The sequence below is a fragment of the Trichocoleus sp. ST-U1 genome (assembly GCF_039961835.1).
GTDB lineage: Bacteria > Cyanobacteriota > Cyanobacteriia > Cyanobacteriales > FACHB-T130 > FACHB-T130.
On sequence record NZ_JAMPJZ010000050.1, the window covers coordinates 13,063 to 30,477 of the forward strand.

The 17,415-nt window shown below is 48.6% G+C and carries 15 protein-coding genes; 9 read left to right on the top strand and 6 right to left on the bottom strand.

Annotated features, from left to right (window positions below; genetic code table 11):
* Positions 1-3 precede the first annotated feature (3 nt).
* From NDA06_RS17350 to NDA06_RS17375, 6 genes are all read right to left on the bottom strand, one after another.
* Entirely contained in the window at positions 4-2,583 is a 2,580-nt protein-coding gene (locus tag NDA06_RS17350) for a glycosyltransferase family 39 protein (RefSeq protein WP_190986323.1), read from the bottom strand.
* Between the two features lie 158 nt (positions 2,584-2,741).
* A complete protein-coding gene (gene pruA / locus NDA06_RS17355; protein WP_190986324.1) occupies positions 2,742-5,735 on the bottom strand; it encodes an L-glutamate gamma-semialdehyde dehydrogenase in 2,994 nt (997 codons plus the stop codon).
* Positions 5,736-5,827: 92 nt separating this feature from the next.
* Positions 5,828-7,189: a serpin family protein gene (locus tag NDA06_RS17360; protein ID WP_190677709.1), complete on the bottom strand. Its 1,362-nt coding sequence runs from the start codon at positions 7,187-7,189 to the stop codon at positions 5,828-5,830.
* A gap of 183 nt (positions 7,190-7,372) precedes the next feature.
* Positions 7,373-8,776, bottom strand: coding sequence for an NAD(P)(+) transhydrogenase (Re/Si-specific) subunit beta (locus tag NDA06_RS17365; RefSeq protein ID WP_190439677.1), 1,404 nt, complete (start codon positions 8,774-8,776; stop codon positions 7,373-7,375).
* Positions 8,777-8,891: 115 nt separating this feature from the next.
* Positions 8,892-9,182 (bottom strand): NAD(P) transhydrogenase subunit alpha, encoded by a 291-nt coding sequence (locus NDA06_RS17370; RefSeq protein ID WP_190412730.1) that lies wholly within the window; start codon positions 9,180-9,182, stop codon positions 8,892-8,894.
* A gap of 133 nt (positions 9,183-9,315) precedes the next feature.
* Complete coding sequence (locus NDA06_RS17375; RefSeq protein ID WP_190986325.1) at positions 9,316-10,461, bottom strand: Re/Si-specific NAD(P)(+) transhydrogenase subunit alpha; 1,146 nt, start codon at positions 10,459-10,461, stop codon at positions 9,316-9,318.
* Positions 10,462-11,040: 579 nt separating this feature from the next.
* Here NDA06_RS17375 and NDA06_RS17380 point away from each other — a divergent pair.
* The 9 genes from NDA06_RS17380 to NDA06_RS17420 all read left to right on the top strand — a co-directional run bounded on the left by NDA06_RS17380 (position 11,041) and on the right by NDA06_RS17420 (position 17,398).
* A complete protein-coding gene (locus tag NDA06_RS17380) occupies positions 11,041-11,574 on the top strand; it encodes a DUF2808 domain-containing protein (RefSeq protein ID WP_190536249.1) in 534 nt (177 codons plus the stop codon).
* A 123-nt stretch (positions 11,575-11,697) separates the two neighbouring features.
* Positions 11,698-11,835: a 50S ribosomal protein L34 gene (gene rpmH, locus NDA06_RS17385; protein WP_190412727.1), complete on the top strand. Its 138-nt coding sequence runs from the start codon at positions 11,698-11,700 to the stop codon at positions 11,833-11,835.
* Between the two features lie 77 nt (positions 11,836-11,912).
* Positions 11,913-12,311: a ribonuclease P protein component gene (gene rnpA, locus NDA06_RS17390; protein WP_190412726.1), complete on the top strand. Its 399-nt coding sequence runs from the start codon at positions 11,913-11,915 to the stop codon at positions 12,309-12,311.
* Positions 12,283-12,678 carry a PH domain-containing protein gene (locus tag NDA06_RS17395; protein WP_190412725.1) on the top strand — a complete coding sequence of 132 codons (396 nt, stop codon included), beginning with the start codon at positions 12,283-12,285 and terminating at the stop codon, positions 12,676-12,678. The genes rnpA and NDA06_RS17395 overlap by 29 nt, the downstream gene beginning before the upstream one ends.
* Before the next feature lie 181 nt (positions 12,679-12,859).
* The gene (gene yidC / locus NDA06_RS17400) at positions 12,860-14,008 is read left to right on the top strand and encodes a membrane protein insertase YidC (protein WP_190412724.1); all 1,149 of its coding nucleotides are present in this window, start codon (positions 12,860-12,862) and stop codon (positions 14,006-14,008) included.
* A 2-nt stretch (positions 14,009-14,010) separates the two neighbouring features.
* Complete coding sequence (locus NDA06_RS17405; RefSeq protein WP_190412723.1) at positions 14,011-14,526, top strand: R3H domain-containing nucleic acid-binding protein; 516 nt, start codon at positions 14,011-14,013, stop codon at positions 14,524-14,526.
* An 82-nt stretch (positions 14,527-14,608) separates the two neighbouring features.
* Positions 14,609-15,115 carry a YceD family protein gene (locus NDA06_RS17410; RefSeq protein WP_190536251.1) on the top strand — a complete coding sequence of 169 codons (507 nt, stop codon included), beginning with the start codon at positions 14,609-14,611 and terminating at the stop codon, positions 15,113-15,115.
* Positions 15,116-15,389: 274 nt separating this feature from the next.
* Positions 15,390-16,919: an AAA family ATPase gene (locus NDA06_RS17415; protein WP_190412721.1), complete on the top strand. Its 1,530-nt coding sequence runs from the start codon at positions 15,390-15,392 to the stop codon at positions 16,917-16,919.
* Entirely contained in the window at positions 16,916-17,398 is a 483-nt protein-coding gene (locus NDA06_RS17420) for an SH3 domain-containing protein (RefSeq protein WP_190412720.1), read from the top strand. The genes NDA06_RS17415 and NDA06_RS17420 overlap by 4 nt, the downstream gene beginning before the upstream one ends.
* Positions 17,399-17,415: the final 17 nt, after the last annotated feature.

Consider the following 17,415-nt stretch of genomic DNA (forward strand, 5'->3'; position numbering starts at 1 on the left):
TTTCTAATTCGGAATTTTTAATTCTTTCAGAATTTGCCAAGCTTTGACAAGATTGCCTTGCAGAAGCGTTGCTACGCCATTCAGGGCTTGAAGTTCGGATAAGTTCGGGTTGATGGCAAGAGCCGGTTTCAAAGCTTTCTGGGCGGCGGCGGGATGCCAATCGTACAGATGGACAAAGGCGAGATAGGCATAAGCGTAAGGATTTTGGGAGTCGATCTCAACGACTCGTTCTAAGGCAGCGATCGCACCTTTGACTTGTCGCTTCAGCGCCTTTGACAAAGCCAGCGTGTATGCCCAATCCCGGTTTTGCGGTTCCCGTTGCAGTCGGTATTCCAATGCCGTTAAGGTTTGATTTAGATAGTCTTGAATCGGGTCGTACTGGTTGATGCGCCCAGTTTCTTCAAATATCGACTCTAGAGCTTCTGTCCCTTGGGGTAAGGTAGCGGCTAGAGTCCGCAACTGAGTCAGCAAATCCAATTCAGGTGCGGGTGTGGCGGCGGCAAGGGGTTCAATCTTCAGTGTCACGGGGGGAACCTGTATCGGGTAAGTTTCACCCGTTTGCCGGTTCAGGTAAGTCGCTTCTAGGCGGTAAATTCCAGCCGATATATTTGCTGGCGGCAGCATCGCCATCTGTTCGGTAACTCGAAAGCCATTCGCAGAAAGCTTAGAGGGAAGAACTTTTGGATACAATTCTCCCATGCCAATCCCGTGATCGTGCAGCCATTCAGATTTGGAATTTTCAACTTTGGAATTGTTAACTGTGGAATTTTCAACAATGCGATCGCTTATTCGCCAAGTCAGCAGCACTAACCCAGATTGCAACTGTTCCCAGGAACCAGACCATTCGTAGGTAATCGGTACGGGAATCCCTGGTGGGGCTTGATTCGGTACACTCACCCGTTCTAGGTTGACTTGAGTGCGGGGTTCTGTGAGGGGTTGTACTTGGATGGGTGGCGTTTTGCGATGATACAGTTTCAGAACGCTGTCATCGGGTAAATCCCAAGTTTTGTGCAACTGGAAATCCGAACCTTGTTCAACAGTTTGGACGATGATTGCTTGCGCGTCTGGAATCGATCCTTGGTTGCCACTTTTGGTGAGGAACCAGGAAAGCGATCGCGCATCTTGAGGGACAAACCTTTTTCGGGTTCCTACCTGACGCCCATACACCTGAAAATTTTCTAACGCACCGTAATAATTGAAATTGTGCTGGTTAATTTTTGCGGTTGAGGGTAATACTCCTAGTGTGGAACGCAGATAAGGTTCGGTTTGAATAATTTGGGCGATCGCTTGTTGATGAGGCCATTTTTCTCCCAGATAAACGGGATGCTGGGCATAGGGACTGAGGACTTGCGTGAAATTGGCAAACATCCATCCCACGGGGAACAGGTTCAGAAACATTAGCAGCACCGCCAAACCAACGGTTCCCCAACGGATATGATGTTTCCAGCGTCCTGTCTGGCGCGTCAAGCCATAAGCCAAAAATAGCGCTACCACCGGCAAGTAAGGCAAGACATAGCGAGAATCTTTATTAATATTCAGCGAACCCAGTAAATAAGCTCCCAGCCAAAATACCGCAAGCCAAGCAATTGAATCAAAATTTAGAAATGAAAAATTAAAAGTTGAAGAATTCTCTTGTTGAGTTTTTATTTTTTTAATTGAATAAATCAGCAATCCCACAATTGGAATGAGTAACAAAGGCCAAGACAGATGGTAAGGAAGAATTTTCCAATAGTAAGTCCAAGCGTCTAGAGTATTGAGGGCGGGATCTCCCTCCGCGATCGCTGAATCCACGGTTGCCCGTTTTCCCGCTGTCAGCATCAGCAGCCAATTGGTGCGATACCAAGGACCAAAGACCAAAACCGAAAGCAGCAACCCAGAAACCAGTTGCGCGAGGCGTCCCCATGCCCGGTGCCGAAGAATCGTCCCAAACCCCACCCACAAAATCGGCGTCAACAGAAAGAACAGCGCTGTCTGCTTTACCATCAGCGCCAGCCCCAAAGAAAGCCCAAACGCCGCCGCCCAAACCCATTCTCTTGTTCTTTGCGTCCTCTGTTCCTCTGCGGTTCGACAATTTCGCCAAACCGTCAAGCAAAAGAAACTCAACGTCACAACCGCTGTCAGCGGATAATCCAGCAGAAAATCCAGGCGATATTGATAAATCCCCGGTAACAATTGGCACAGCCCAGCCGCCCATAAACCGACTTCAATGCTAAATAGCTGGACGCCCAAACCATAAACCGAACCCAAAAGCATCGCACTGAATAGCAACAGAACCAGCGTGGCTTGATCCGCCCCCGTCCCAAAGAGATGCTGGACGATAGCAGCCGCAATGTAGGTAAAAGGCGGCACTTTGGAGGTCAACAGCCAAAAACTCGTCCACCACTCGCCTGAAAACCACTGGGGTTGTTGCAAAGCCCTCCAGTAGTTCAACGATCCCGTCAAGTAATCTGCCTGATCCCAAGCTGGCACCGAGTGGTCAAGCGTAAACCAAATGCGATCGCTAACTGCCCCCACCAGCCAAATGATTCCTAGAATTAGCAGACTTCTATTTTTAAACTTAGTGCTTTTATCTTTATCGGTCACAGAATCCAGATAGGTTCTTTTAACTTCTTTCTCATTTTGTATTGCATCAAATTGAGAACCGCTCTATTATTTTCTCCCAATTACCTTACCCCAATAAAAAGACAAAAGTAAAAGAAACAATTCTTTCTGTTTACTTTTGTCTTCTTACTTTTGCCTTTCTAATCTACTCCTTCAATCGGAGCAAATCCTTGGCGCTGGATATTTTCTGTCACTACGCGGGGTTCGAGGAATTGTAGCAAGTAATCTGGGCCACCTGCTTTAGAACCGACGCCAGAAAGTTTGAAACCACCGAAGGGCTGCCTTGCTACAATTGCGCCAGTGATGCCGCGATTGATGTAGAGGTTGCCGACTTCAAATTCATTTTCAGCTTGTTGAATGTGGGAAGGTGTACGGGAATATAGACCGCCAGTCAAGGCGAAGTTGGTGTTATTACCAACCGCGATCGCTTCCTCAAAATTCTTGACCCGCATGACGGCTAGAACCGGACCAAAAATTTCTTCTTGAACAATCGTTGCCTCTGGCGGGACTTCTGAGAAAATCGTCGGCCCGATAAAATAGCCATTGTTGGGTGCGGACATTTCCAGCGCGACTTTGGCTTCCTGACGCCCTTTCTCGATATATTCCATAATGCGATCGCGTGCGTTTGCATCAATCACGGGGCCAACTTGGGTGCTGGGTGCCTCCGCCGGGCCAACATTGAGCGATCGCGTCGCTTCCACCAAACGCTCTACAAAGGCATCATAGATGGGTTCTAGAACAATTACCCGCGAACACGCCGAACACTTCTGTCCGCTGTAACCAAAGGCGGACTGCACCACACCTTGCACAGCTTGGTCGAGATCGGCACTTTCATCGACGATAATCGCATTCTTGCCACCCATTTCGGCAATCACCCGCTTCAGGTGTTTTTGCCCTGGTTGTAAAATCGCCGCATCAGCGTAAATCCGACAACCGACTTCCTGAGAACCTGTGAAAGTAATCATGTGGACGTCGGGATGCTTCACCATATAAGCACCCACCGTTGAACCTTTTCCGGGGACGTATTGGAACACCCCACGAGGGATGCCTGCTTCTACCAAAATTTCACTGAGTTTCGCTGTAATCACCGATGAAACTTCAGCGGGTTTGAGAAGCGTACAATTCCCAGTCACCAGTGACGCCACTGTCATTCCGGTGGGAATCGCCAAGGGGAAATTCCAAGGGGAAATAATCAGGGAAATCCCTCGTGGTTGGTAGTTATAGCGGTTGGTTTCCCCGGCGATGTCATAATGGTGCCCAGCATCCAGCCGTTCCATTTCGTCGGCGTAGTAACGGCAGAAGTCTATCGCCTCGGAAACTTCACCGTCGCATTCCCGCACTGGCTTCCCAACTTCTAATACCATGCACGCGGATAATTCAGCGCGGCGTTTTTCCATCAAATCTGCGGCTTTCCGCAACACTCCAGCCCTTTCTGGCACCGGAGTCCGCCGCCAATTGGCAAATGCTGCTTTTGCGGCTTGGATCGCTTGTTCTGCCTGTTCTACGCTAATCAACCCGATTTTGCCAACCACCTCGCTGGGGTTGGAAGGATTCACTGAATTAACGAGATCGGATGTGTTTACATATTCACCGTCAATCAGAGGTAAATAGGTTTTACCCAACTGTTCGCGCATCGTTTGCAAAGCTTGTTGCGATCGCTTCCTTTCCTCAGCTTCTGCATAATCCGTATCCGCTGCATTGTGAAAAGGCAAGTTTTGAGTTGGGAGTTTTGAGTTTTGAGCTTTGAATGAATCCGAACTTTCTACGACGGGAGGCGCTAACAATTCCTCAATCGGACGCTCTTCCAGATTTTGTCGCAAGAACGAACTATTGGCAGTATTTTCCAGCAACCGGCGAATCAAATAAGCCATCCCCGGTAGCAAATCCCCATAAGGACAATACACCCGCACCCGATAACCTTTATCGACGAGCGCTTTTGCCAGCTTATCCCCCATGCCGTACAAAACTTGCATCTCAAAGCGACGGCGGGGAATTTTCAAACTTTCCGCGATCGCCATCGCCCGTGCTTGCGATCGCACGTTATGACTGCCAATTGCCGCGTACAAATACTCATGATTTTCCAGCAACAGCTGGGTCATCTTCTCAAAATTGGCATCGGTTGCCGTTTTATCGCTGTAAACTGGCACCGGCCAATCTTTCTGCATCGCCTTAATCGTTTCTTGATCCCAGTACGCCCCTTTTACCAAGCGCACTGTCAGGGGATAGCCACGCTGTTTCGCCCAGTCAATCAAGCCGCGCAAATCTTGTTCGCTGTCGCGCAGATAAGCTTGCAGCGTTATCCCGAGATCCGTGCGACTCCGAAACTCCTCTTCCATCAACAACTGTTTGAGGATGGAGAGCGTCAAATCTTTGTAGGCATACTGTTCCATGTCAAAGTGAACGGCAGCCCCCAACGCTTGGGCGCGACGTAAGAGAAGCCGGATGCGATCGCTCACTCGCTCCTCGCTTCCCTTTGCATCCAACGGATCGAACTGCGAATAAAACGCTGTCAGCTTGACAGATACTTGAATTTGGGGGATTTCTTCTCCATCTGCTTGGTCAATTGCCGGAACCCGCGTCCACGTCTTCGCTGCCTCCGTCAGCTGCTGCATCAATTCCAAATATCTATCTAAATACGACTGCGCCTCAGTTTCCGTAATCACCGCTTCCCCCAACAGGTCGATGGTGAAAGCCATTTTCTCCTTACGCAATCGCTCAACCGTCTTAATAACCTGTTTAATACTTTCCCCAGCGATATATTTATGCGCTAAGGTTTCAACTGCTGTATTCACCGTTGTCGCTGCTACCTGACCGGGCATTGAGTCTGGAGACGCAAAGTTGAGCATCCCTTTCAGGCTCGTCGGGAGTTCAACCGACTCATCCGCCAAGTATTCTTGTAAGTGGCGAGCAACTTCCGGTTTACTGTGCAGCGCAGGCAGACAGTCAATGAAGCGAAATAGCTGCACTCGCAAACCAGGGTTGGCCATTGCCCAAGCAAGTAATTTATCATCCCAGCGCATTTGGTCGCGCATTTGGGCAAAAAAGGAGCGATTTTCTCTCGTTGCTGCCAACAGTTGTTTGGCAATTTCTTGGGTCTTGACTTCGTAGGTGCTATCAGATATTTGTACAACCACGGCTGGCAGACTCCTAATTTAGGATAAAGGCATCAATGCTGGGAACCCTCTATCTTCTATTTTCTCGATTTCCCAAGCGATCGGCATCAACTTTACTTCCCAACAGCCGCTGTTGACTGTAGCGGATTCAACACACGACCCAGGAACAAAATGCTACCCGACTGCTTGTCCCGAATCAGGAACACAAATGGGCGATCGGCTCGAAACTCTTTGTTTGCCCCCCTAGTCATCCCAACCCCTGTAGACGCAGCTGCCTCAGTGCCCTCCTCATTTACCTCCACGAAGGCTTTGTGAATCACCTTGGAGATGAACAACCCTTTCTTGCCGGTCATCGCCGAGAAGTCAGCTTGAACGCTGAAAGCTTCGGGCATCCCCATATTTGCCAGTACCTTGCTTAGGTCAAACTCTGAAGTGAGGTTGAACTTAGGCACCCAAACTTCAACCATCTGCTCGTATTTGAGGGACGATAGCCACCGTTCCAAGTTTTTTGGCGTCAGCTGCTGCTCCATCTTCGCCAACCCATCCACTTGCTTGGGTAAGAGAATGACCATCGATAATTCCTTGGATATCTCCTCGCCTTGACCGTAGGGTAGCTCTAACACTTTCAAGCTGCCAATATCTGCCCAGCCGTATTGCTCCGTCTTGCACATCATCGGCACGCTAACCTGCTGCGTTGGAGTGACATAAAACGGCTCATCTTTGGTTTTTTGCCGATCGAACGGGCTGAACCAGGCACCTTTAAAGTAAATGGCATTTGTCAGCACCAGCTTGGTCTTAGAAGAGATCGTCCCTGGCGCAATCAGGTCTTGAATTTTGTCTTCAGTTTTTTTTGCGACCCAGTTGTTGATCGTGCGGCGAGTCTGTTCAGTCGCACCGGCAAAGTCCACCTCTTGGAGTCCCCCGCCGTAGTCGTTTTGGGTAGTTTTCAAAAAGCGATCGCTAAAGCCATAGCCCTTTTGACCCCAAAGCCGATTCGCAACTGCAATTTGATATCCCTGCTGTTCGCTGGCGTTTAGCTCAGCCATGAGCGCGGCAAAAGTCGGATGCAGGCGTTCTTGCTCTAAGGTGAAGTGGAGAACTTTCGCCATCTCGGTCGCCGTTTGTCCGCCAGCTCCAGCGTAGGTCATGGCGAGTGCCGTTGAAATGCTGTAAGGGGAGAAGAATAGGTTTCCTTCTTGTTTCCGCAGACGGTTATAGAGATCGAGGGCAAACGAGCTGTTGCCCTCCACCACCGTATCTAAAAGTGCGGAAAGTTCCTCTGTTGGTTGTTTTGGAGTGGAGGACGCGGTTTGGCTGGTTAAAATCGGCTTTGGAGTCCCATTCCCATCTGCCTTGTCTGACAATGCACGGGAATTCCTAAAATAGATACCAGGTTCACGAGCCATCGCGGAACCAACCGAAGCGATCGCCAAACCTACTAAAGCGGCGGTAAAACCCGCGATGAATTGTCTCATGCTGCTTTCATGCAAAATCACATAACCGTGGTTTCTGAATGTAGCAGATGCCTCTGGTAAGCCCAGCCTAACCTATCTTTTATTCCAAAGAAAAGATAGCTTCAGGAGTATTAAACTCCTGAAGCAGACTGGTATCGTATCGCGATCGCAATTTTGAGTGATGATATAAAACTCAAAATCTGTTTATAGCTGCTTCACTTCAGCAACCAGCTTCGCCACGACATCCCGCGCACTGCCAAATAGCATCATCGTTTTGTCTTTGTAGAAAAGCTCGTTATCCACACCGGCAAAACCCGCACTCATCCCGCGTTTAATTACAATCGTGTGTTTTGCCTTATCTACTTCCAGAATCGGCATCCCGTAAATCGGGCTAGCAGAATCGTGACGAGCCGCTGGATTCACAACATCATTCGCCCCAATCACCAGCGCCACATCCGTCTGCTCTAACTGCGGATTGATATCATCCATGTCGTATAGCTGCGGATAAGGCACATTCGCCTCTGCTAGCAATACGTTCATGTGTCCTGGCATCCGTCCCGCGACTGGGTGAATGGCGTATTTCACTTCAACGCCTAGTTTTTCTAAGCCGTCAGCCAATTCGCGGACAGCGTGTTGTGCTTGAGCCACTGCCATGCCATAGCCGGGAACAATCACGACGGAACGCGCATAGCCCAACATCATCGCGCCTTCTTCGGTATCAATGCTGTGGACATTTTTATCGCCCCCATCTGCACCACCAGCGCCACCAGATGCCCCAGCTTTCCCAAAGGCACCAAACAGCACGCTGGCAAGGGAACGGTTCATCGCCTTACACATAATTTCGGTCAGGATTAAGCCTGAAGCGCCTACCAAGGCTCCGGAGATGATCAGCATATTGTTCATCACCACGAAACCAGCAGCCGCCGCAGCGACCCCAGAAAGCGAGTTCAGCAGCGAAATTACGACGGGCATATCGCCGCCGCCAATCGGAATCACGAACAGCACGCCCAGCAGTAAGGAAATCCCTACCATTGCTAGAAATACAGGTAAGTTGTCTGGGGTAATTAGCAGGAAGGCACTCGCTGCTACAAAACTTACTAATAGGAGGGCGTTGATGGGTTGTTGTAAGGGAAAAGTAATGGGAGAACCACTAATGAGTCCCTGCAATTTGGCAAAGGCCATCATACTGCCAGTGAAGGTGACGCCGCCGATAAATACGCTACTGATAATCGAGAGGTTGGCGTCGAAGGGGATTGCTTGCTGCGTGCCCAAGAGCCGCCAAAATTCTCCTACAGCGACGAGGGCAGAAGCTAAGCCTCCCAAACCGTTGAGTAGACCCACCATTTGGGGCATATCGGTCATTTCTACTTTATAGGCTGCGATCGCTCCCAACACTGAACCAATCAGCAAACCTAACAGAATCATTTCGTAGTTCAACACCTGCCTATCTAGCAGTGTTGCCACGATAGCCAGTAGCATCCCGACAGCTGCCCACTGATTGCCTGTGCGAGCTGTCGCCGGTGAACCCAGCTTCTTCAATCCCAGAATAAACAAACACGCTGCTACTAAGTAAGTCAGCTGTATCCCAGTTGGCAGAAATTCCGTCATATCACTTGTTCGTCGGTAATGGGTAATTGGTGATTGGTAATCAGAAAAGTTTTGAGTGTTCGGGTTTGAATTTTGAGTGAGAAATTTCTTCTTTTCAAAATTCAAAGCTTATCCATTACCCGCTTACCTTTTTCTTAAACATTTGCAACATCCGATCCGTCACTAAGAAACCACCTACTACGTTGATGGTTGCTAGCACCACGGCAATTAAGCCCAAAATGACGCTGAGATTTGACTCGCGCGGCCCGCAGACAATCAGCGCCCCGATCACGGCAATTCCAGAAATTGCATTTGCCCCAGACATTAGGGGAGTATGGAGTGTCGGTGGCACTTTGTTAATTACTTCAAATCCGATAAAAGATGCTAATACAAATACAAACAAAGCGCCAATTAAGGTTTCTGTCATTCAGCTCAATACTCCTTCTTGATTCAGCGGTCAAGGTGGACACTGCCCACCGACAATCTTCAAATTGGATACCTAATTTGATAGCTAAGAAACCCGTTTTCTAGAGAGAAAATGGGTTTCATCCACCATTTTTCTAGGCGTTAATCTTTACCTGAGTCAAACCATCCCGGACTCGTTGATTGAGAATCTCACCGTTATTAGAGACGCAGGTACTACTAATGATGTCATCCTCAAAATTCAGCTGCAATGCACTCTCTTTAATCAGGTATTGCACCAAAGTCAAAACATTCTTGGCATACATTTGACTGGCGTGAACCGGCATAGACGCAGGTAAATTTATCGGGCCAATAATCGTGACTCCGTTGCGCTGTACATCCTTGCCAGGTTCCGTGCAGGCGCAGTTGCCGCCTTGCTCAGCTGCCAAATCGACAATGACCGCACCCGGTTTCATCTGGGCTACCATTTCCTCAGTCACCAGGATGGGCGCTTTCCTGCCCGGAACCTGAGCTGTGGTAATGACGACATCGGCTTGCTTGACGTGTTCGGTGAGGACTTCTTGGGTGCGTTGCTTAGAGGCTTCAGAAACTTCTTTCGCGTAGCCACCCGCCGCTACAGTTTCTTCATTCAGCTGCACTTCGATAAATTTCGCCCCTAGGCTTTGCACCTCTTCTTTCACGGCAGGACGAATATCAAAGGCTTCTACGATGGCACCTAGGCGTCTAGCAGTAGCGATCGCTTGCAGTCCCGCTACGCCTGCACCCATGATAAATACTTTTGCCGGTGCAATTGTCCCAGCTGCTGTCGTCAACATCGGGAAGAACTTCGGCACAGCCGCCGCTGCAATCAGTACCGCCTTGTATCCAGCCACTCCCGCCTGAGAAGACAAAGCATCCATGCTCTGCGCCCGACTGGTGCGGGGGATCAATTCCATACTGAAGGCAGTGACTCGGCGCTCGGCTAAACGCTGGATTAGGTTTGGATTTCCCAAAGGATTTAGAAACCCAATCAACACGCCTCCTTCCTTGAGCTGATGAATTTCATGCTCTTTCGGCGGATTAACTTTTAATAAAACATCCGCCTCGCGCCACAAAGCACCTGTATCCGAGACAATCGTTGCACCAGCTGCTTTATAGGCGTCATCAAAGAAAAATGCTTGCTCACCAGCACCCGCCTCTACCCACACTTCTAGACCCTGTTTTACTAACCTGCCTACAGTGTCAGGCACCAGTGCCACACGACGTTCGCCAACTTCAACTTCCTTTGCAACCGCAATTCTCATGAACTCTCCCAATCAATTCTACGAAACCCTTCTGCATCCTATCCTTTTGCATCCTAGGCGGATTTCTAAATTCCGATCCGTATCTTTAACTTTGTTTTATGAATTTAGAGTTCCACACTCACGCACGTCCTAAGACGATATCACCTAGAACCCGTTTTCAAAGCTTTAACCGATGATAAAAAGCTTTCTCTTAAACCCTCTGGTGCCTATAATCTCTGGCGTCAATTCAGATTAATTGAAGGGTTTGTTTCCGGCTGATTTTTTCAAATTTATTCAATAAATAACCAAAAAAATACATAATGATATACATTAGTACATAAAAAAATGCCGAGCAGCGCGATCGCGCCGAGCGGCAACTAGTTTAAAATCAACTGTCTTTATGAGCCGGTCTGGTTCCATTGCCCTAACCTGAGCGATCGCTCGACTCAAAAGCTCACTAAGCTTGCATCTGGGGCACTTTCTTCCGGCTTCCCGCGTCACGGGGGAGGATTCATTCGAGGCGGCTACATCCCCGCTTGAGCCAAAAATAGTAAAGTTTAGTAACGAAGCCCACTCTCTACAGTTGAGATACAAGAGCCTATGTTGTCAACAAAATCCTCTAAGCGACGCCTAATTTCTGCCCTAGCGGCGACGGGTTGCGTGCTAACGGGCTTTGCCAGCCTCACCCAAGCACAGAGTCTACCCGGTTTAACCATTTTTAGCGGTGTTGAACGGCAAAATCAGCTGAGCTATCGGTTAGATTTTGGCGGTCAATCGGATGCTTGGGATCGCTACCGGCTCAAGATTCCCGCCAAAAAAATGGAATTAGGGGCAGCTCAGTTTGTCATCACTTATCCCGATTACTATAAGGGCAAGTTTGACACGAAAAACGTTGAAGTCCGTGTCAAAGGGAAAAAGCTGCCCCTCAAAGAGGTTGTCTGGGACAAAGAAAATTACAAACTTCTGATTTATATGCAGGAGCCAGTGGCTGCTGGTAACAGCGTAGATTTAATCTTGTCTAACGTGAAAAACCCGCCTTTTGGTGGAACTTATTATTTCACGGGTGCGATTCTTACTCCCGGCGATGTACCGTTGCCCCGTTATCTCGGTACCTGGATTTTGAGTATTAATTAAGGCACAGTCCACGTCCGCTTCTGTGCAGCCAAGGGGCACCTGTAAAAGGAGCGCAATGTGATGCTATGCTGGAGAATCGTGACTTTTTCTATAGCGGCGATTCTAAATCTGGAGTAAAAACCGATGACTCAGCGCACTCTGGGCGGCACTAATCGTAAGCAAAAAAGAACATCTGGTTTTCGAGCACGGATGCGTACCAAAAATGGTCAGGCTGTCATCAAAGCTCGCCGAAAAAAGGGACGTTATCGCCTTTCCGTTTAGAAACAAAAGAAGGATGAAGGATGAATTGATTTCCCCTTCATCCTTCTTTTAAGCCACCCAGGAGGGCGGAGTTTCTAGTGGCATTATCCAGAGCAAATCGACTCAGGCACCGGCAAGATTTTACCGCTGTGTACCAGAGCGGTCTGCGTCGCAATGCCCCTCACTTTGCTTTAAGAGCGTTGAGGCAATCAAGCGGCGCGAAGGGCATGAAAACTGCTGAAGTGATGCCAACCCGCATCGGCATCTCCATCAGCCAAAAAGTCAGCAAGCGAGCAGTCATCCGGAACCGGATCAAGCGACGGATTCGGGCAGCAATTCGTCAGATGTTACCTCGCATTGCACCTGGCTGGCGGTTGGTCATCGTTGTGCGACCCATAGCAGTGGAGTGCGATTATGGTCAAATTTTGCGAGAATTAGAGCAGTTGTTGGCAGAAGCAGAGGTACTCAATGGGCATCAAAGAGGAAACCTTCTATGAAGGCGGTCCCCACATAGGTGATTTGATTATTAATATCCTGCTGGGATTTACAGTCATCTGTATACCTCTGACGGTAGGGGCAATTGTGAGAGCGCTTTGGTTGCGATACCGGATTACCACTCGTCGTATCTCGGTAACGGGTGGTTGGATGGGACGCGATCGCACCGACATTATCTACTCAGAAATTGTTAATGTCGTGAAGGTTCCCCGTGGAATTGGTCTCTGGGGCGATATGGTAGTCACTCTTCGAGATGGCAGTCGCCTGGAACTCAGAGCCTTACCTCGATTCCGGGAAATTTATGACTACATCAACGAGAAAATGGCAGCCAGAACCGGCAAACCAGCGGATGGTTCCGCGAGTCGATAGAATTGCCTCAAAAGTCAAGAAATTTTAGATGCTCGAATTGAATTGTCAATGGCTTATCTAAAAATTCCCCAGCGACTCTACCCTGGCTTTTGTGTGTTTTATAACCCAAAAATCACAAACATTAGATAACTTAGATTAAGATTCTCCACAAGCTACTAGCGCCCCCTCTAACTCAGAACGAATGGACTTTGGTATCGGGTTTCTCTCCAATAATGTCATGCTGCCAATCCTGGATTTCTTCTACGGGATTGTGCCTAGCTATGGTCTCGCCATCGTGGCGCTGACACTTGTAATTCGCTTTGCTCTCTATCCCCTGAGTGCTGGCTCCATTCGCAATATGCGGCGGATGAAAGTTTCCCAACCGCTGATGAAAAAGCGACAAGAAGAAATTCAGAAGCTTTACAAGGACGATCCTGCAAAACAGCAGGAGGAAATGAGCAAGCTGTTCAAAGAATTTGGCAATCCCTTAGCCGGGTGCTTCCCCGTGTTGCTGCAAATGCCGATTCTCTTTGCATTGTTTGCCACCTTGCGGGGATCGCCATTCTCGGATGTGAACTACACGGTCAATTTGCAAATCTTTCCTCAAGAACAAATTGAACGGATTCAGCCGCAAGCTTTCGTGACAGCGCCACAAAACATTTACTTTTCAGATGGCGTTCATGCCCCGATTGCGGCGCTGCTGCCGGGAGGGAACCGCCTGACGGTTGGGGAAAAGGCTAAAATTGAATTTCAAACCGTGGAGGGCAAACCCCTTCGGGAACTCCTCGCCGACTATCCTGAAACTAAGCTGATTCCCCGCTGGAAGGTCACTAAAGGCGAAGAACGGGTACAGGTGAATGAAGATGGCAGCGTGGAAGCTCTTCAGCCTGGGGAAGTCACCGTTCAGGGAACAGTTCCAGGACTAGCGGCAGATAAAGGATTTCTCTTTATTGATGCGTTAGGTCGTGTGGGCGCTTTTGATGAAGACGGAACCATTCACTGGGATATTATCGGCATGGTGCTATTCTTTGGCATCAGTTTGTATCTCAACCAGGTTCTCTCCGGACAGAACGATTCCAGCGATGCAAACGCTCAGCAGGCTACGGTCAACAAAATTACCCCAATCCTCTTTTCTGGGATGTTTTTGTTCTTCCCACTGCCAGCAGGAGTGTTGATGTACATGGTCATTGCTAACATTTTCCAAACTGCTCAGACGTTTATTTTGTCGCGCGAACCCCTACCAGAAAACCTTCAGAAAATGGTGGAAGTTCAAGAAAAAGAAACGAAAGCAAAGGAAAGAGAAGCACTTCCCTTTGAACCAGGTCGTTCTAAGAAAAAGGCTTCGAGTTAGCTATGAGCGATCGCAGAATGCAGCGGGGTCAGCAGTGGCTAGAGCAACTCCTGCAACTAGCCAAATTTCCTACCGGCGTTAAAGAAACCGCAATCCAAACGATTCCACAAAGCAGCGACTCCTCCCAAGCAGAATTAGAAACTTACTGGTTGACAATCGACGAAACCAAACTAACATCCGCACAAATTCAAGCCTTAGTAGGTTCTGAAGGTGCGACTCTCGATGCCATCCAGTACCTTGCCAATGCCATTTTGAACTTGGGTCAAGAGCGGGAGGAGCAGACGGCTTACACCATTGAACTTGATGGCTATCGCGCTCGGCGTCAAGCGGAACTCCAAGAACTTGCTGAGGATGCCGCTCAGCAAGTTCGTTCTTCTGGTCAAGAATTTGAAATAAAATCCTTGTCTTCAGCAGAGCGGCGTCAAGTTCATACTTTTTTTCAAGAGTGCGACGATTTAGAAACCTATAGTCGGGGTCAAGAACCAGACCGGCGTCTGGTTGTACGATTAAAAAATTAAGAGTTAAAAAAGGAAAATAAGAAATAATTTTTTGTTTTTTGTTTTCCTTTTTTAATCGGGTTGGAAGGATGGCTGAAGCATTATGAAGGCGATTTATATTCCTGGGCTTCTGAAAGCGCCAGAGCGCTCAGAAGTCATTCAAATTGATGATTTTTTACCAGAGCTGGAAACTTTGACGCCCGTGCGCGGACAGATGAAAGTTTCCCATCAAGGAAATTACCTGGATGTTTCTGTAAAAGCAGAAGCAATTGTCACTCTCACTTGCCATCGCTGCTTGCAACAGTATAATCACCGCCTAGCTATCAATACATCAGAAATGATTTGGTTAGATGAAGGGGCTGATCAACCAGATACAGGGCCTGTAGAACGAGAAACACCACTCGAAGATTTGTTGGAAATGCTGCCGCCGCAGGGTCATTTTCAGCCTGATGTTTGGCTATACGAACAAATGTGTTTGGCGATTCCCCCAAGGCAGCTTTGTGACAAAGATTGTTCGGGGATTCAACCAGCAAATACGAATGGCTCGGACAGTTTATCTGACCGCCGATGGGAAGCTTTAAAAGCACTCAAAAAACAATTTCCTAAATAGTCAGCGGTCAGTGGTTAGCGTCAGCGGCAAGAAACAAACAAGTTAAGGGAACAAGCATCGCCCTTGCGTATACTAACTGAACCGTAAGGCGAGATGCTTTTTCTTGGTTTTTACAAGTAGTTGGCAACTAATCAAGCAACAATGATTGTACGGACGGGTTAAATGGAGAGAGTTTTGGGTTGCCAAGATTTTTGTTCGCGCCCTACCAACTGACCACTGACCTGGAGACGCGACAACCGCAAGTCTTCTACCAACTGACATCCTATTAACAGCTATGAGCTTCAGTGAAGAGTTTGAACTGCTGCTACGCGCCCGATATCCATTAATTTATATTCCAACTCCCGAAGAGGAGAGAGTAGAAGTAGCGATCGCGCAGGTAGCTCAACGGTTAGGCGATCGCCCAGTCTATATATGGGATTTTGTCGATGGCTATCAGGGCAACCCCAACGATGCCGGTTTTGGACGACGCAATCCGGTTCAAGCATTAGAATTTGTAGAAAAAGTGGCAGCATCTGCCCCAGGAATCTTTATTTTGCGGGATTTTTCCCGTTTTTTAGAAGATATATCAGTCTATCGCAAGCTGAGGAATCTGTCACGGCGTCTGAAATCCCAGCCGAAAAATATTGTCATCGTCGCGCCGCAAATTGCCATTCCAACGGACTTGAGTGAAGTCTTAACCATCCTGGAGTTTCCGTTGCCAGCGCCAGCTGAGATCAAGACAGAAGTGGAACGCTTACTCGGTGCCACAGGTAAATCCCTCACCAGCAAAATTTTGGATGAACTGGTGCGTTCCTGCCAAGGGCTATCGATGGAACGGATTCGTCGTGTCTTGGCACGCGCGATCGCGACTCACGGAGAATTGCGCCCTGAGGACGTGGAACTGGTGCTGGAAGAAAAGCGTCAAACCATTCGCCAGACGCAAATATTAGAGTTTTATTCGAGTAGCGAGAAAATTTCTGATATTGGCGGCTTAGATAACCTAAAAGACTGGCTGCTGCGGCGTGGTGGTTCCTTTTCAGAACGAGCAAGGCAATATGGTCTCCCTTATCCCAGAGGGTTACTTCTAGTAGGAATTCAGGGAACCGGAAAATCGCTGACGGCAAAAGCGATCGCCCATCATTGGCACTTACCTTTATTACGCTTAGATGTAGGGCGTCTTTTTGGAGGATTGGTGGGAGAATCGGAATCTCGCACTCGGCAAATGATTCAACTAGCAGAAGCTTTAGCTCCTTGCGTACTGTGGATCGATGAAATTGACAAAGCTTTCTCTGGCATTGATGGCAAAAGCGATGCCGGAACAACTAGCCGCGTCTTTGGTACCTTTATTACTTGGCTGGCAGAAAAAACTTCACCTGTATTCGTCGTGGCGACTGCTAACAATATTCAAGCTTTACCCCCGGAAATGCTTCGCAAAGGCAGATTTGATGAAATCTTTTTTGTGGGTTTGCCCGAACAAGAGGAACGTCGCGCCATTTTTGCGGTACACTTATCCAGGCTGCGGCCTCACAACTTGAGTAGTTACGATCTCGATCGGGTAGCATACGAAACCCCCGATTTTTCTGGGGCAGAAATTGAGCAAACCTTGATAGAAGCGATGCACATTGGCTTTAGCCAGAATCGAGACTTCACTACCGATGATATTTTAGAAGCCGCCAGTCAGATTGTGCCCCTAGCTCGGACTGCCCAAGAGCAAATCCAGTTTTTGCAAGATTGGGCAGCCGCCGGTAAAGCCCGTATGGCATCGAGACACAGCCCTTTGAGTAGTCGCTTTCATCAGCTGCAACAACCGGAATCACAAGCATGAGTTGGTCGGGTTTAGCAAAATTTATAATTGGTTTCTTCCTAGCGATCGTCCTCCTCGCTGTGGGTGGTGGTGCTACCGCCTATTACTTCTTAACTAAACTGTCGGCTCCTCCGCCCAAGCCGGTTTATGCAAATGATAAACCAGAGGTAAAAGCCAAAGCTTCTCCTGGCGCTGTCAAGACAACATCGGCGTCCTCCGCTCAACCCAACCCAACGCCGACGCCCAGCACTGCTCCTGCTAAAGTGCTAGAACCTGGAGCGTATACCGCTCGCGTTACCTGGCGCGAAGGTTTAAGCTTACGAGAGGCACCAACTTTGGAAGCCAACCGCGTCGGTGGGGTCGGATACAATCAGCGGATTGTAGTCATCAAAGAAAGCGATGATAAAAGATGGCAACAGATCCGTCTGGAAGAGGGCGAACAACAAGGCTGGATCAAAGCCGGTAACATTGAGCGAGTTGAGACAGAACAACAGCAATAGGCGAAATCTGACAGAGA

What these genes read in the sequence shown, in the direction of transcription:
- yidC (WP_190412724.1), top strand. Translation starts at nt 12,860, where the DNA reads ATGGACTTTGGTATCGGGTTTCTCTCCAATAATGTCATGCTGCCAATC.
- NDA06_RS17360 (WP_190677709.1), bottom strand. Translation starts at nt 7,189, where the DNA reads ATGAGACAATTCATCGCGGGTTTTACCGCCGCTTTAGTAGGTTTGGCG.
- NDA06_RS17395 (WP_190412725.1), top strand. Translation starts at nt 12,283, where the DNA reads ATGGGCATCAAAGAGGAAACCTTCTATGAAGGCGGTCCCCACATAGGT.
- NDA06_RS17410 (WP_190536251.1), top strand. Translation starts at nt 14,609, where the DNA reads ATGAAGGCGATTTATATTCCTGGGCTTCTGAAAGCGCCAGAGCGCTCA.
- NDA06_RS17415 (WP_190412721.1), top strand. Translation starts at nt 15,390, where the DNA reads ATGAGCTTCAGTGAAGAGTTTGAACTGCTGCTACGCGCCCGATATCCA.
- NDA06_RS17380 (WP_190536249.1), top strand. Translation starts at nt 11,041, where the DNA reads ATGTTGTCAACAAAATCCTCTAAGCGACGCCTAATTTCTGCCCTAGCG.
- NDA06_RS17375 (WP_190986325.1), bottom strand. Translation starts at nt 10,461, where the DNA reads ATGAGAATTGCGGTTGCAAAGGAAGTTGAAGTTGGCGAACGTCGTGTG.
- rpmH (WP_190412727.1), top strand. Translation starts at nt 11,698, where the DNA reads ATGACTCAGCGCACTCTGGGCGGCACTAATCGTAAGCAAAAAAGAACA.
- NDA06_RS17420 (WP_190412720.1), top strand. Translation starts at nt 16,916, where the DNA reads ATGAGTTGGTCGGGTTTAGCAAAATTTATAATTGGTTTCTTCCTAGCG.
- NDA06_RS17370 (WP_190412730.1), bottom strand. Translation starts at nt 9,182, where the DNA reads ATGACAGAAACCTTAATTGGCGCTTTGTTTGTATTTGTATTAGCATCT.
- NDA06_RS17365 (WP_190439677.1), bottom strand. Translation starts at nt 8,776, where the DNA reads ATGACGGAATTTCTGCCAACTGGGATACAGCTGACTTACTTAGTAGCA.
- NDA06_RS17405 (WP_190412723.1), top strand. Translation starts at nt 14,011, where the DNA reads ATGAGCGATCGCAGAATGCAGCGGGGTCAGCAGTGGCTAGAGCAACTC.